The 15,061-nt window shown below is 39.7% G+C and carries 14 protein-coding genes; all 14 read left to right on the top strand.

Annotation, left to right across the window (positions count from 1 at the left end):
* Nucleotides 1-365: 365 nt before the first annotated feature.
* The gene (locus PLH43_RS02060) at nucleotides 366-2,216 is read left to right on the top strand and encodes a transglutaminase domain-containing protein (protein ID WP_324359561.1); all 1,851 of its coding nucleotides are present in this window, start codon (nucleotides 366-368) and stop codon (nucleotides 2,214-2,216) included.
* A 351-nt stretch (nucleotides 2,217-2,567) separates the two neighbouring features.
* Nucleotides 2,568-3,011, top strand: a complete 444-nt coding sequence (locus PLH43_RS02065) for an Rrf2 family transcriptional regulator (protein ID WP_324359563.1) — start codon at nucleotides 2,568-2,570, stop codon at nucleotides 3,009-3,011.
* A 190-nt stretch (nucleotides 3,012-3,201) separates the two neighbouring features.
* Complete coding sequence (hemA, locus tag PLH43_RS02070) at nucleotides 3,202-4,197, top strand: glutamyl-tRNA reductase (protein WP_324359565.1); 996 nt, start codon at nucleotides 3,202-3,204, stop codon at nucleotides 4,195-4,197.
* Nucleotides 4,194-4,652, top strand: a complete 459-nt coding sequence (locus PLH43_RS02075; RefSeq protein WP_324359567.1) for a bifunctional precorrin-2 dehydrogenase/sirohydrochlorin ferrochelatase — start codon at nucleotides 4,194-4,196, stop codon at nucleotides 4,650-4,652. The genes hemA and PLH43_RS02075 overlap by 4 nt, the downstream gene beginning before the upstream one ends.
* The gene (gene hemC / locus PLH43_RS02080; RefSeq protein ID WP_324359569.1) at nucleotides 4,642-5,526 is read left to right on the top strand and encodes a hydroxymethylbilane synthase; all 885 of its coding nucleotides are present in this window, start codon (nucleotides 4,642-4,644) and stop codon (nucleotides 5,524-5,526) included. The genes PLH43_RS02075 and hemC overlap by 11 nt, the downstream gene beginning before the upstream one ends.
* A complete protein-coding gene (gene cobA / locus PLH43_RS02085; protein WP_324359571.1) occupies nucleotides 5,519-7,000 on the top strand; it encodes a uroporphyrinogen-III C-methyltransferase in 1,482 nt (493 codons plus the stop codon). Before hemC ends, cobA begins: the two co-directional genes overlap by 8 nt.
* A gap of 331 nt (nucleotides 7,001-7,331) precedes the next feature.
* On the top strand, nucleotides 7,332-8,312 hold the full coding sequence (hemB, locus tag PLH43_RS02090) for a porphobilinogen synthase (protein ID WP_324359573.1): 981 nt from the start codon (nucleotides 7,332-7,334) through the stop codon (nucleotides 8,310-8,312).
* The gene (gene hemL / locus PLH43_RS02095; RefSeq protein WP_324359576.1) at nucleotides 8,312-9,589 is read left to right on the top strand and encodes a glutamate-1-semialdehyde 2,1-aminomutase; all 1,278 of its coding nucleotides are present in this window, start codon (nucleotides 8,312-8,314) and stop codon (nucleotides 9,587-9,589) included. Before hemB ends, hemL begins: the two co-directional genes overlap by 1 nt.
* Nucleotides 9,590-9,816: 227 nt before the next feature.
* The gene (locus PLH43_RS02100; protein ID WP_324359577.1) at nucleotides 9,817-10,887 is read left to right on the top strand and encodes a sulfate ABC transporter substrate-binding protein; all 1,071 of its coding nucleotides are present in this window, start codon (nucleotides 9,817-9,819) and stop codon (nucleotides 10,885-10,887) included.
* A gap of 24 nt (nucleotides 10,888-10,911) precedes the next feature.
* The gene (gene cysT, locus PLH43_RS02105; protein ID WP_324359579.1) at nucleotides 10,912-11,760 is read left to right on the top strand and encodes a sulfate ABC transporter permease subunit CysT; all 849 of its coding nucleotides are present in this window, start codon (nucleotides 10,912-10,914) and stop codon (nucleotides 11,758-11,760) included.
* 76 nt (nucleotides 11,761-11,836) lie between these two features.
* On the top strand, nucleotides 11,837-12,721 hold the full coding sequence (gene cysW / locus PLH43_RS02110) for a sulfate ABC transporter permease subunit CysW (protein WP_324359581.1): 885 nt from the start codon (nucleotides 11,837-11,839) through the stop codon (nucleotides 12,719-12,721).
* A 38-nt stretch (nucleotides 12,722-12,759) separates the two neighbouring features.
* On the top strand, nucleotides 12,760-13,824 hold the full coding sequence (locus PLH43_RS02115) for a sulfate/molybdate ABC transporter ATP-binding protein (RefSeq protein WP_324359583.1): 1,065 nt from the start codon (nucleotides 12,760-12,762) through the stop codon (nucleotides 13,822-13,824).
* Between the two features lie 28 nt (nucleotides 13,825-13,852).
* Nucleotides 13,853-14,575, top strand: coding sequence for a phosphoadenylyl-sulfate reductase (locus tag PLH43_RS02120; protein WP_324359585.1), 723 nt, complete (start codon nucleotides 13,853-13,855; stop codon nucleotides 14,573-14,575).
* On the top strand, nucleotides 14,572-15,061 hold a 490-nt coding region (locus tag PLH43_RS02125; protein ID WP_324359587.1), incomplete at its 3' end, for a phosphoadenosine phosphosulfate reductase family protein. The genes PLH43_RS02120 and PLH43_RS02125, both read left to right, overlap by 4 nt.

Below are 15,061 nucleotides of genomic sequence, written 5' to 3' on the forward strand. Positions count from 1 at the left end.
ATGCTTTAAATATCCAGCCCGGGGGGATTTTGAGCAGTATATTTATCAAACTTTCAAATAAATTCACGGTTTTTTCAATTTGTCATTTCAATTCAGTGATATAATATAAATCAACTTTACAAAAAGCAGTTATGAAGTTAATTGATTTCTATCGATATCACAATTTGAGCTTTAACTATTTGCAAATGGTTATATTTATAAAATAATAAATCCCGGTTTTCAGCCAAGTGTTTTTTCAATGCTACAGAGTAGAGAGAAGATAAACATTTCATTGCAAAAAAGAAGTAATATTAAAAATAATTGGTTTCAAAATCGGAAGTTATTATTTGATTATTCCAAATGATAATTAAATTAAGGAGGATGAAATGAAAATGAGAAACACAGCTGGAAAGTTTAAACTTGTTGCTTTTGTGTTTGTGATGGTTGCAGTTATTGGAAGCATTAACTTGCTTACAGCATATGCATCGACTACATTAACTTCTGATGACGGTTTATGGTCATTTACGACAGATGGCGAACTTGTGCAATATTTAGGGAATGAAGCTGTAATAACATTGCCGAATAAGCTAAAGGCCAATGGTGTCTCTTATAACATATCAAAAATGCAATCGGGTGCGATAGGCTGGAATGACAGAACAGTTGAAATTAACATTGGAGCAAATATTACAGGTCTTGGAATCTCTGCATTTCCCGATTTGACATCATTACAAAAAATTAATGTAAGCCCTGAAAACCCAAAATATTGTGATATAAACGGCATTTTGTATAACAAAGAAAAAACAATATTGCTTAAATACCCGCAGAAGAATCCAACTACGGTTTTAGAACTTCCGGATACCTTTACATACTGTAGGATAGGAGCAATAGAAAAAGCTGAGAACGTAATTGGATTAAAGATTCCTGCAAGTTATACAGGTAAGAGCAGAACTGACGGGGACAAACTGGAACCAAAGTTTTTTCCAAATCTAGCGACAATTATTGTTTCGCCGGAAAGTCCTTATTTTTCATCAGAGGCTGGAGTTCTTTACAATCGCAATAAAACTGAACTTTGCTGGTATCCGCCTAAAAAAATATCATCAAGCTTTACAATCCCGGACAGCGTAAAAATTATAGCAATGGATGCGTTCAAAGATGCGGAATATTTAAGAAATCTCAACTTAACATCCAACATTGAAAGGATAAGTGCAAATTTTTCGGGATGTAAATTAACATCTATTAACAATATTACAACAAGAGAACAATATGTTAATTGGGATCCTTCAATTAAATCCGTTTTCCAAGAGAACCTTCATTATTTTGAGGACCAACCTTTTGCAATATCTTTGGTAGAGCAGGAAGTTCAATATGCTGTAGACAATTATATCGAAGAAGGCATGAATGATTATGAAAAACTTAATGCATTGTATAGTTATGTAATTGAGAAAGTGGATTATACAAGCGGAGATACTTGGGATGATCAATATCATTGCCTCTCTTCAGTGTTCCTCGGAGATGAAACAGTTTGTGAGGGTTATGCACTGGCTATGTCATTATTGTTAGACAAAGTTGGAATACCGAACTGCGTCGTTTGGGGACGAAACCTTGCAGTTAGTAGTCATGCTTGGAATATGGTAAAAATCAGCGGAGTATGGTTACAAATTGATGCCACTTGGGATGATGAAGGTGATTATGCAGGACAGCGATATTTTTTGAAAACTACGAGTGAGTATGAAAAAATAGGGCACCCAGCACCTCAATCTAACATAAATAAAAACTTTACAAAATATAGTTTTGGTGTGGATAAGTCAATTTACAATAATAATTTACCGCAATGTAATATAAGAATTGGAGATATAAACAAAGACAGGGCAGTAAATGAAGCAGATAAGTACTGTATCAGGGATGAAATACAGGCTTATTCCAGGTATTCTTATCTAGGATATTATAATGTTCTTGCGGATGTGAATCTCGATGGAAAAATAGATATGGATGATTATAATTTACTGTGTGACAGAATTGTTTTGGAAGATGAAAATATACTTATTGGAGACCTTAATCAAAATGGAGTACTTGATGAGGGAGATTTAGTGCTTATGGAAAGAGAAATTGAGAAGTTTAACACACAGCAAGGGTATTACAATATTCTTGCAGATGTATTGTATGACAGAGTAATAGACAGATATGATTATTGGCTACTACGAGACCTGATTTATTTGCCAAGTTTTCCGGTAAACTAAAACTTTCAATTACATAACTTATGAATAGATATAAACGATATATAAATTGAGTTCGAAAATTGATTATTATCGGTTGTGATATTTACTACTTAAACTGATATTATAAAACGGTACAAATTAAACAGGTTACGCTTGCATAACAACCTGAAATGTGCCGTTTTATATTTTTACTCATTTTTTACTGCAAATAATTATTTTCAATTTCTTATCAAAATTTCTTGACTATTTGGTGTATGCCAATATTATGAAAAAATATAAAAAACATTATTGACAAATTTTATAAATTATTATATTATAAAATAACTAACTAAAACAATAGGTTTACTTATGTATTAGGAGTGATGCTAATTTATGAAGATGTCAACAAAAGGACGGTATGGCTTACGCGCGATGCTGGACATTGCGGCTAATTCAAGGGGGGATATAGTGAGCGTAAAGAGCATTGCTGAGAGACAGAATATCTCAGAGTCATATCTTGAGCAAGTCTTTTCCACATTGAGAAAAGCTGCAATAGTAAAAAGCATAAAAGGTGCGCAAGGGGGATATATTCTTGCAGACACTCCTTCCAACATAACCGTTGGCCAAATTTTACGCACTCTGGAAGGGAACCTTAATATTGTTGATATAGATGACCGGGATAATGGGGTTAGCAGAGAAGAAAAATGTATAAACGAATATGTTTGGAATAGAATTAACGAAAGCATTCATAAAGTTGTTGACAATATTACCCTTGAAGATTTGCTGAATGAATACCATAAGTTAAAAGAAAATTCCTCAGTTATGTATTATATTTAACCGTGAATAGCAGTAGAGAGCATTTTCTTATGGATAAGACGGTAAAGCAGCTTATATTACGTAAACAGAAAGTGCTTCGACACAGATTCTAAATTAACAATATAATTATGCTTCAAATCCTAGTAAACATATAGGAACAATAATATAAAACAAAATATTTCTGATAAAGAGAGAATGTGAGGTGTGGATTTTGAACGTAATCATGGCAGGTATTGATTATACCTTGGCCCCAATTGATATTAGAGAAAAGTTTTCATTTACAAAATCCACTTTACAAGCCGTATATAGTGACTTATTAAAAAATGAAAACATTTTTGGTGCGGTAATCATTTCAACTTGCAACAGGACGGAACTATACCTTTCTTGCGAGAATGGCATGTATATAAATCCCTTTGAGCTTTTATGCGATGCTGTTAACTTCGATTTTGAGAAGTACAGGAATTTACATACGTTAAGAACGGGGGATGATGTTATCAGGCATCTATGTGAGCTTGCTTGCGGAGTGAAGTCCCAAATATGGGGTGAAGACCAAATCATTACCCAGGTTAAAAACGCCATTGAGTTGGCAAGAGAGATGAAGGCCAGCGACAGCACTCTTGAAGTAATGTTCAGAATTGCCATAACATCTGCGAAAAAGGTGAAATCCGTGTTGCGGCTTAGCAGTACGGAAAGTTCTATAGCTTACAGCGCTTTAAAGATTATAAAAAAACAGAACAGCATAAATAAGGCCCTTGTTATCGGAAACGGAGAAATTGGAAGGCTCATGGCATCAATATTGATAGAAAACGGATATGATACCACTATAACCTTAAGGTGCTACCGCCACGGCAACAATATTGTGCCATTGGGGGCAAAAACCATAGGGTATGACGAGCGGTATGAAAAGCTTAAAGATTGTGATGTTGTAATCAGCGCTACTCTAAGTCCCCATTATACTTTGGAAACAGACAAAATTGACAAAATGAAATATCCATACTTGTTTATTGACCTTGCAGTTCCGAGGGATATTGACCCTGACGTTAAATCTTTAGCCAATGCAAAGCTATATGATGTTGACAGTATTTATGCGGGGGAAGTAAATAAAAATCATACACAGCAGATGGCGCAGGTAAAAGAAATTATTGATAAATATATCCTTGACTATTATAGATGGCATGAATATAGAAAAAGGTTGGTTTTAACATGAAAGAATATTTTCCGTTGTTTGTTTCTTCAAAAGGTAAAAAGGCGCTGGTAATTGGCGGTGGAAAGATTGCGGCAAGGAGGATATCAACGCTCATTGACTTTGAATTTGACATAACAGTTGTAGCGCCAAGTATAACAAAAGAGATTCGGCAATTTGCAGGTGCCGGAATTATTACATATATTGAGCGCGAATTTACAGACGAAGATTTGGACGGCAAATTCCTGGTTGTTGCAGCTACAGACAAAAGAGAAGTGAACAAGTATATAGGAGAGCGGGCAAAAGAATTGGGAGCATATGTGAGTGTGGCTGATGTAAAAGAAGAATGCAACTTTTATTTTCCCGCTGTCATCGTAAAAGATGAAGTTGTTATAGGTGTTACCAGCGGAGGTAAATCCCATAAGAGGGTGAAAGACATATCAAATATCATAAGGAAGGTATTAAATCATGAAAATTAGAGTGGGTAGTCGTGAAAGCAAGCTTGCTGTAAAGCAGTCGCAAATAGTAATGGATTCTATAAAAAAATACAACCCTGATATTGAAATTGAGCTTGTAACAATGAAAACAACGGGGGACAAAATTCTCGATAAAACCATTGACAAAATTGGCGGGAAAGGGCTTTTTGTAAAAGAACTCGACCGTGCTTTGCTAGATGGAAAGGTGGATATTACCGTTCACAGCTTTAAGGATATGCCCATGGATGTAGACGACCGCTTGCCCATTGTAGCAGTTTCAAAAAGAGAAGACCCAAGGGATGTTCTTGTGTTGCCCAAAGGTGTGGATGAGATTAACTTTGATAAGCCCATCGGCTGTTCCAGCCTGAGAAGAAAGATTCAGATAGGGAGAATTTATCCGAACTCTACAATCCAGCCAATAAGGGGAAATGTTTTAACCCGCCTTGAAAAACTGGACAGAGGAGAATATTCAGCCATAGCCTTGGCGTATGCAGGACTTAAGAGACTGGGACTTGAGGAGCGAATTTGGCGTGTGTTCAGCACGGATGAAATTGTCCCGGCAGCATGTCAGGGAATTATTGCGGTGCAAGCACGGAAAGGTTTTGACGTATCCTTTCTGGCAAATTTTCATGACAAGGACTCATGGGATATATCAGTGGCAGAAAGAAGCTTTATAAGGGCATTGAACGGCGGATGCAGCTCTCCGGCTGCAGCTTTTGGAGTAATAAAGGATAATCAGATTATTCTTACAGGATTTCATGTAGATAAAAACAACAGAATTTTTAAAATCACAAAAGTAGGGCACAGAAAGCAAGGAGAAGCCTTGGGATATAATCTGGCAATGGAAATATTGAAAGGAATGGGTGCGCATGGCTGATAGAAAAGGAAAGGTTTATCTGGTGGGAGCAGGACCGGGGGATGAGGAACTCCTTACAGTTAAGGCAGTTGACATTATAAAAAGAGCGGATGTCATTGTTTATGACCGGCTGGTAAGCGGCAGTATTCTCTCAAGAATTCCCGATAATGCAGAAAAAATCAACGTTGGAAAAAACGCAGGAAATCATCCGGTTCCCCAGCATGAAATAAATAAAATTTTGATCAACAAAGCATTGGAAGGCAAAACCGTCGTCAGACTTAAAGGCGGCGACCCCTTTGTATTTGGCAGAGGAGGAGAAGAGCTTGAATTTTTACATGAAAACGGTATACCTTTTGAGGTGGTGCCCGGCATTACTTCGGCAATAGCTGCAGCAGCATATGCAGGTATTCCTGTCACCCATAGAGATTTTTGCTCGTCACTGCATATTATAACCGGACATGCAAAAGACGGAGGAAGCCTGGATATTGACTATGACTCTTTAGTAAAGCTAAAGGGAACACTTATCTTTCTGATGTCCGTGGCGTCATTTCCCCAAATAGCATTAGGCCTCATAGAAGCAGGTCTGAATCCCGATATGGATGCGGCAGTAATAGAAAACGGAACAAGGGCAAATCAAAGAAAGTTTGTCGCAAAGCTTTGCGATATTCCAAAGGTTATTGAGGAAAATCAGGTCCAATCCCCTGCAATAATCGTAGTTGGAAAAGTATGTGCTCTTTCCGGAAAGCTTGACTGGTTTTCAAAATTGCCTCTTTATGGCTGCAATGTATTGGTAACAGGCCCTAAGAAAACATCGGAGAAACTGGTAGGTCAGCTAAGCAGACTTGGGGCGTATGTAATTGAGTATCCATGCATAGATACCGAGCCAATGGACTTTGACATTGATATAAAAGAGTACAGCTGGATAATTTTCACAAGCAGCTTGGGTGTGCAAATATTTTTTAAAAAGCTCAATGAAGCGAAGCTTGACAGCAGGCACTTGCATAATAAAAAAATTGCAGCAGTAGGCTCACAGACTGCCGAAGAGCTGTTAAAGCATGGAATATGTGCTGATTTTGTTCCGAGTAAATTTGACGGCAAACATTTGGCGAATGAGCTTTTAAGGAGCGGCAAAATAACCTCAAAAGATAAAGTGGTTGTTTTCAGGGCAAAGGACGGAACGAAGGAGCTTGTAGAGATTTTTGAAAGCAGCAATATATCTTATACCGATGTCCCCGCTTATACAACCAAATACATAAAACAGGACAAGGTTGACATAAACAACATTGATTATATTACTTTTACAAGTGAAAGTTGTGTGAAAGGCTTTGCTTACTCCTTTGATAACGCCATAAACTCTTCTAAAATCAATGCAATATGCATTGGTGAGCAAACGGCCAAAGCTGCAAGGGCTTATGGAATGAACACAATTATTTCCGATGCCGCAACAGTTTCTTCAATGGTTGAAAAGATTGTTGAGATATATTGTGTTAAATAAACCTGCTAAATAGAGGTGAAGAAAATGCTCCAGAAACTTGAGTTCCGCTAGTCTAGAGCCTGTAAATACTCCTCGGGGTCGAGCAAAACTCGCTTCGCTCAGACAATGCTCTCCCTTTCCTCGTCGTATTAACAGGCTCTACGACTTGCTCCACAATGTTTCTTCCGCATTTTTCTTCACCAAAAACGAGTGCCGGTTTATAATTGCAAATTTTTTATAATTTCAGATTTATTCGCTAATGGCTTATAATTACAAATTTCTTTACCAATATGATAAGCATCAATAATAAGCACCGACCTATAATTAAAAAGCTTGATAATGGGGGTATATTATGTTAATTAGACCGCGCAGGTTGCGATTTAACCAACATACAAGAGATATGGCAAGGGAAGTGAGGGTAAGCTGCAAATCACTCATACTGCCTGTTTTTATCATGGAAGGCGAAAATGTGATAGTGCCTATAAACTCGCTTGAAGGCCATTTTTATTACAGTCCGGACACTGTTTTTGAAGCGGTGGACAGTGCGCTGAAATATGGAGTAAATAAGTTTTTGCTTTTTGGAGTGCCGACAGAAAAGGATGAGATTGGCAGCCAAAGCTTCGATGAAAACGGAATCATACAGAAAGCTGTGTGGACGATTAAGGAACGATACAGAGATGAAGTGTTTGTCATAACCGATGTCTGCATGTGTGAATACACTTCCCACGGTCATTGCGGTATACTGGAACATGGGTATGTTGACAACGACAAGACCCTGGAGTACCTTACCCAAATTGCCCTGTCTTATGCAAAGGCCGGAGCGGACATGGTAGCACCGTCCGATATGATGGACGGCAGAGTGGCGGCGATTCGACAGGCGCTGGATAAACACAACTTTATAAATACGCTCATCATGTCCTATGCCGTAAAATATTCGTCATCTTTTTACGGGCCCTTCCGTGATGCTGCAAAATCTGCTCCATCCTTTGGGGACCGGAAATCATATCAAATGGATTATCATAACAAGAAAGAGGCTGTAAAAGAAGCTTTGCTCGATATGAATGAGGGAGCTGATATCCTAATGGTAAAGCCGGCTTTGTCCTACTTGGATGTTATAGGCGAAGTTTCCAGACACTCCAATTTGCCCACAGCAGCATACAGTGTCAGCGGGGAGTATGCCATGATAAAAGCAGCCGCGAAAATGAATCTGATAGATGAATACAAAGTAATGTGTGAAACTGCGGTATCCATTTTTAGGGCTGGGGCGGATATTTTGATTACATACTATGCCAAAGAGATAGCGGAGGCAATCAACAAGGGGGACATTGGATAATGACAATATCAGAATCAAAGCTATTATTTGAGAGAGCGAAAAAGGTAATTCCCGGAGGGGTAAACAGTCCTGTCAGAGCTTTTGGTGCTGTGGGAGGATATCCGCCTTTTATAAAGAAAGCAAAAGGCGCAAGAATTTATGATGCTGATGGCAATGAATATATTGACTATGTGGGTTCATGGGGCCCGATGATTTTAGGCCATGCCCACCCAAGAGTACTTGAAGCGATATCGAAAACCATGGTGGACGGACTAAGCTTTGGTGCTGCAACAGAATTGGAAGTTCAAATGGCGGAGCTTATCACAGAGCTTGTACCGTCAATTGAGATGGTAAGAATGGTAAACAGCGGAACTGAAGCGGTAATGAGTGCAATTCGCCTTGCAAGGGGATATACGAAAAAGGAAAAAATCATAAAGTTTGCGGGTTGTTATCACGGTCATGCAGACAGTATGCTGGTTAAAGCCGGTTCAGGAGCGATGACAAGCGGAATTCCGAATAGCGGGGGTGTAACGGAAGGTGCCGCAAAGGATACGTTAATAGCTCAATATAACAATATTGACAGCGTAAAGCTTTTGTTTGAGCAAAACAAGGATAGTATAGCGGCCGTTATTGTTGAACCTGTAGCAGCCAATATGGGGGTTGTGCCGCCTGAAGGCAATTTTCTTGGGGAGCTTCGCAAGCTTTGTGATGAAGAAGGGGCGTTGCTAATCTTTGATGAGGTAATTACCGGATTTAGGCTTGCTATTGGCGGTGCACAGCAGTATTTTGGAATTAATGCGGACCTTGTGACCTATGGAAAAATCATCGGCGGGGGAATGCCTGTGGGTGCCTATGGAGGAAGACGCGAAATCATGGAATGTGTGGCACCGATTGGAGATGTTTATCAGGCAGGAACACTGTCGGGAAATCCCCTAGCAATGTCAGCAGGCATTGCCACATTGAAGGAGTTGTCGGAAAATCCCCAGATTTTTGAAAATATCAACAGGCTTGGCCAAAAATTAAGTGAAGGCCTTAAGAAAACCACTAAACATACTGTGAAAGCTGTTGGCTCTCTGGTTTGTGTGTTTATGACCGAAGGGGAAGTAACCGATTATGATAGTGCAATGAAAAGCGATACCCAACAGTTTGGAAAGTATTTTAATCATCTTTTGCATAATGGCATTTATATTGCGCCTTCGCAGTTTGAGGCAATGTTTGTTTCGAACGCCCATACAGACAAGGATATTGATGATACATTGGGGAAGATAAGCTTGTTTTTTACACACGAGGGGCATTAAATAAAAGCGAAGAAAAATATAAAATCCAAACTATTTATATAGGAATAATTAAAATATTTTTGGCAATCTATTGACAATAGATAAAAATGGTAGTAAAATAAACACAACAATTCATATATGAATAGTGTGATATGGTTTGAAGGGGATAACCCTTTGAATTTTAACCCAAAGCACACTAAATTGCTATGAATACTTATATTTAATATTATTTGTGAGGAGAGATGATTATGGAGAGAATCAAGAAAAGAAGAAATATTCTAAAGATAAGTTTAGCCGGGCTTTTAATTATAGCTAACCTACTTTCCTTTACGGGATGTGCAAAAGAAACAAGCAATAATCAGCAAAATTCGGGAAAAACAGAACCTATTACAATTCTTAATGTATCCTATGACCCCACCCGTGAGCTTTATCAGGAATACAACGAAGCGTTCGTAAGATACTGGAAAGAGAAAACCGGTCAGGATGTTACCGTCCAGCAGTCCCATGGCGGCTCGGGCAGCCAGGCAAGAACAGTAATTGACGGTAATGAAGCTGATGTTGTAACACTGGCTTTGGCGTATGACATTGATTCAATAAACAAGAATAAAGAGATTTTGAATAAAGATTGGCAGAAACGCTTGCCCCACAATTCAACTCCATACACATCAACCATTGTATTTTTAGTGAGAAAAGGTAATCCAAAAAACATAAAAGACTGGGATGACCTTGCAAAACCGGGAGTGGAAGTTATCACTCCAAACCCCAAAACCTCAGGTGGAGCTCGCTGGAATTACCTTGCGGCATGGGGATATGCCCTAAGAAAGTACGGCAATGACCAAGAAAAAGCCAAAGAATTTGTCAAAGCTATATTTGCCAATGTACCCGTTCTTGATTCCGGAGCCAGGGGCTCTACCACCACCTTTGTAGAGAGGGGATTGGGTGATGTACTTATAGCATGGGAAAATGAAGCGCTCCTTTCTTTGAATGAACTGGATAAAGATAAGTTTGAGATTGTTGTACCATCTGTAAGTATACTGGCTGAGCCTCCTGTGGCTGTAGTCGATTCGGTGGTTGACAAGAAAGGAACCCGTGAGGTGGCAGAGGCCTATCTTGAATATCTGTACAGTGATGAGGGGCAGGAAATAGCTGCAAAGAACTATTACAGGCCTAGAAGTGAGGAAATCAAGAAAAAATATGCTTCCCAATTCCCCGAGGTTGAACTTTTTACCATTGATGAAGTCTTTGGCGGATGGGATAAAGCACAAAAAGAACATTTCGATGATGGCGGTGTTTTTGATCAAATATATGAGAATAAATAATCTTTAAGTTTTAGGAGTGGAGCCATGAATCTTGGAATCAAGCCATTTAAAATAAAACAGAAAAGTGTTATACCGGGCTTTGGCATCACAATGGGATTTACTCTTACATATCTTACGTTGCTGGTTTTAATCCCTGTGTCAATGGTTTTCTTAAACAGTGCCAAAATAGGGCTGAAAGAATTTTGGGAAATTGCTTCTTCGGAAAGAGTGCTGGCTTCCTTAAAGATATCTTTTGGTACATCCTTTTTGGCGGCGGCAATAAACGTTGTTTTTGGCCTCCTTCTGGCATGGGTTTTGGAAAGGTACAGTTTTTGGGGCAAAAAACTGATAGATGGCTTGATTGACTTGCCTTTTGCATTGCCCACAGCTGTTGCAGGTATTTCGCTAACTACTTTATATTCCCAAAATGGTTGGATTGGAAAGCTTTTCGCACCGTTTGGAATTAAAATATCATATACTCCCGTTGGTATAGTTGTTGCATTAGTTTTCATAAGTTTCCCCTTTGTAGTAAGAACTGTCCAACCGGTGCTGGAAAGCATTGACCTTGAGGTGGAAGAAGCGGCAGCATGTCTTGGAGCTACCAGATTTCAGACTTTCTATAGAGTCATTTTGCCGGAGCTGTTTCCGGCATTGATAACGGGTTTTGCCCTTGCGTTTTCAAGGGCCTTGGGCGAATACGGTTCAGTGGTTTTTATATCGGGAAATATGCCCATGAAAACAGAAATAACACCGCTTTTGATAAGAACAAAACTGGAACAGTATGATTATGCAGGCGGTACAGCGGTTGCCGCAGTTATGTTGATTATTTCTTTCATTCTGCTGCTGATGATTAATGCATTTCAGTGGTGGGCAAGTAGGCATAAGTCGAACTGAGCACTGAAATATAATGAGCTTAAGAAGTGCTTAGTCTGAAGCTAAAGGCATGTGACAAGTTGGGAGTGATTTTGAAATGGCGGGGATTGTCCCTATTCAAGTAAAAACAGCCAAAAGAGCTGGGTATGCGGAAAAGAGGGCAGTAAAAGGCTCAAAAGCGGTTTCGGTGATTTTAACCACTATTGCGATACTGTTCTTTGTATTAATGCTCATAATTCCACTAATATCGGTATTTGTAAAAGCTTTTGAGCAAGGAGCCAGCTTGTATTTCGCTTCAATTACCGACCCTATAGCATTAAAAGCTATAAAGCTTACGCTCATAACCGTAGCAATCACCGTTCCGATCAATACCGTATTTGGCCTTGCAGCTGCCTGGGCGATTGCGAAATTTAGATTTAAAGGCAAGAATATATTGATTACTTTTATTGATTTGCCTTTTTCCATATCGCCGGTTGTGGCAGGATTGATATTTGTTTTGCTCTTTAGTACCAGCCATGGACTTTTTGCCCCGCTGCTTAATGCATGGGGCATAAAGATTATCTTTGCTCCCCCGGGTATTTTTATTGCAACATTGTTTGTTACTCTCCCCTTTGTTGCAAGGGAGCTGATACCTTTGATGGAAGCTCAGGGGACCACAGAGGAAGAAGCGGCTCTAACTTTAGGGGCAAGCGGTTGGAAAACCTTTTGGCTTATTACACTTCCCAATATAAAGTGGGCGCTTTTGTATGGCATTATGCTGACAACTGCAAGGGCAGCCGGAGAGTTTGGAGCGGTTTCTGTTGTGTCGGGACATATTAGAGGTCTTACCAATACAGTTCCTCTTCACGTTGAAATATTATACAACGAGTACAAATTTTCTGCTGCATTCGCGGTGGCATCATTGCTAACTCTCATTGCATTAATAAATTTAATTGTAAAGAACGTAGCCCATTGGAAGATACAGCAGCAGAACAATGTATAGGTGCTTAAAATGTTGTGGTAAATTTGGGGGGATTGGTTATGAGTATTGAGATACGTAACGTTTCAAAGACCTTTGATTCGTTTAAGGCATTAAATGATATAAACCTTGACATTCGGACGGGGGAATTGGTTGCCTTGCTGGGCCCGTCCGGTTCGGGCAAGACAACATTGCTAAGAATTATTGCAGGGCTCGAAACAGCGGATGAGGGAAGCATCATTTTTGACGGAGAGGATAATACCGGCAAGAGTACCCAGGACAGAAAAGTTGGATTTGTTTTTCAACATTATGCGTTGTTTAAACACATGACGGTTTTCGAAAATATTGCTTTCGGCCTTAGGGTTATGCCCTCAAAAATAAGACCCGGCAAGGAAGCTGTTAAAAAGAAGGTATATGAACTGCTGGAGCTTGTAAAGATGGAAGAGCTGGCAAACCGCTATCCTTCGCAGCTTTCCGGTGGACAGCGCCAGAGAATTGCACTGGCAAGGGCCTTGGCTGTAGAACCAAAGGTTTTGCTTTTGGATGAACCTTTTGGGGCTTTGGATGCCAAAGTAAGAAAAGACCTGCGGAGATGGCTGAGAAAGCTTCATGACGAATATCCCATTACCAGTGTGTTTGTGACCCATGACCAGGAAGAAGCTCTGGATGTGGCCGACAGGGTTGTAATTTTAAATCAGGGCAGAATAGAGCAGATAGGTACACCAGAGGAGGTGTATGACAATCCGGTCAATCCTTTTGTATACAATTTTCTGGGCAATGTGAACTTATTTCACGGAAGAGTGCATAACGGAAAGGTTGAATTGGGTTCATTCAACGTAGATTCGGAGGATGGTCAAGGCAAAGATATTGTAAGCTACACCCGTCCCCATGATATAGAGATTAAGCTTGAGCCTGAAGGAAAGGAATTCATCGGCTCCCAGATTACTTTTATAAGGGCGGTGGGGCCTGTTGTCAAGATTGAATTGGTGAGATTGGACAACGGGGAGTATATTGAAGCAGAGATTAGCAAGGAAACTTACAGAAAACTTGGGCTTAAGGAAAGGCAAACTGTTTACGTAAGACCCAAGGACTTTAAAGTTTTTATTCCGGAGGATTATGTAATTTAACAGAAATGCATGTAAAGGGGAAGAAGTAATGGCTCAACTAGATTTAGAAAAGTTAAATAAAGAATATTTGGACAAAAGTCCTGAAGATATCATTGAATTTGTTGTGGAACAGGTAGGTATTGAGAAAGTCGCATTGGCATCAAGCCTTTCTATTGAAGATCAAGTGCTGACGGATATTTTGCTTAAAATAAATCCTGAAGCGAGAGTGTTTTTCCTTGACACAGGGAGGCACTTTCAGCAAACCTATGACCTTATGGACGAAACCATGCAAAGGTATAAGTTTCATTATGAAGTTTATGCTCCGGAAAGTAAAGAATTGGAGCAGGCTGTCTCGGAACACGGTCCCAATTTTTTTTATGAAAGCGTTGAACTTAGAAAAAAGTGCTGTGAAATAAGAAAGGTAAATCCGCTAAAAAGAGTCTTGGGCACAGTGGATGCGTGGATTTGCGGGTTAAGGAGAGAACAGTCTCAGACCCGCCAGGAATTGAATATTTTTGAATGGGACGGCCTTCACTCAATTTATAAAATAAACCCCATCGCTTTTTGGTCTGAAGACAGGGTGTGGGAATATATCAAAAAATATAATATTCCGTACAATTACCTGTACAACAAAGGTTTTCGAAGCATTGGATGCCAGCCGTGCACCAGGGCGGTAAAGCCCGGAGAAGATGTCCGCAGCGGCAGATGGTGGTGGGAAGATCCTGACAAAAAAGAATGCGGGTTGCACGCAAGAATAGGGGGAACGGTATGAATCACTTGGATAAATTGGAAGCACAGAGCATTTATATACTAAGAGAAGCTTACAGGGAGTTTAAAAATATATGCATGCTATGGTCCATAGGAAAGGACAGTACTGTACTTCTGTGGCTTGCAAGGAAGGCTTTCTTTGGACATGTGCCGATACCTTTGGTACACATAGACACCCATTATAAAATTCCTGAAATGATAAAGTACAGGGATGAGCTTGCATTAGAGTGGAAGCTGACCATGATATACGGGGAAAACAGCGATGCCCTGGCACAGAAGAAAACTTTTCCCGATGGTAATGCGGACCGCTTGGCATGCTGCCAGTTGTTAAAATCCGAGGCTTTGAAGCATACCCTTTCCGGTGAATGGAACCGCTATATTCTGGACCATAAGACAGGAAAGTACGTTTTGGATACCAACAGGGAGAAGTTCACAGGAGTTATTGTGGGCGTAAGAGCTGATGAAGAGGGAAGCCGGTCAAAGGAAAGAT

The organism is Acetivibrio sp., from assembly GCF_035371925.1.
Taxonomy (GTDB): Bacteria; Bacillota; Clostridia; order Acetivibrionales; family Acetivibrionaceae; genus Hungateiclostridium.

Bases quoted from the DNA above. Each gene is read 5' to 3' on its own strand.
- PLH43_RS02060 (WP_324359561.1), top strand. From the start codon at position 366: ATGAAAATGAGAAACACAGCTGGAAAGTTTAAACTTGTTGCTTTTGTG.
- PLH43_RS02065 (WP_324359563.1), top strand. From the start codon at position 2,568: ATGAAGATGTCAACAAAAGGACGGTATGGCTTACGCGCGATGCTGGAC.
- PLH43_RS02075 (WP_324359567.1), top strand. From the start codon at position 4,194: ATGAAAGAATATTTTCCGTTGTTTGTTTCTTCAAAAGGTAAAAAGGCG.
- hemC (WP_324359569.1), top strand. From the start codon at position 4,642: ATGAAAATTAGAGTGGGTAGTCGTGAAAGCAAGCTTGCTGTAAAGCAG.
- cobA (WP_324359571.1), top strand. From the start codon at position 5,519: ATGGCTGATAGAAAAGGAAAGGTTTATCTGGTGGGAGCAGGACCGGGG.
- hemB (WP_324359573.1), top strand. From the start codon at position 7,332: ATGTTAATTAGACCGCGCAGGTTGCGATTTAACCAACATACAAGAGAT.
- hemL (WP_324359576.1), top strand. From the start codon at position 8,312: ATGACAATATCAGAATCAAAGCTATTATTTGAGAGAGCGAAAAAGGTA.
- PLH43_RS02100 (WP_324359577.1), top strand. From the start codon at position 9,817: ATGGAGAGAATCAAGAAAAGAAGAAATATTCTAAAGATAAGTTTAGCC.
- cysT (WP_324359579.1), top strand. From the start codon at position 10,912: ATGAATCTTGGAATCAAGCCATTTAAAATAAAACAGAAAAGTGTTATA.
- cysW (WP_324359581.1), top strand. From the start codon at position 11,837: ATGGCGGGGATTGTCCCTATTCAAGTAAAAACAGCCAAAAGAGCTGGG.
- PLH43_RS02115 (WP_324359583.1), top strand. From the start codon at position 12,760: ATGAGTATTGAGATACGTAACGTTTCAAAGACCTTTGATTCGTTTAAG.
- PLH43_RS02120 (WP_324359585.1), top strand. From the start codon at position 13,853: ATGGCTCAACTAGATTTAGAAAAGTTAAATAAAGAATATTTGGACAAA.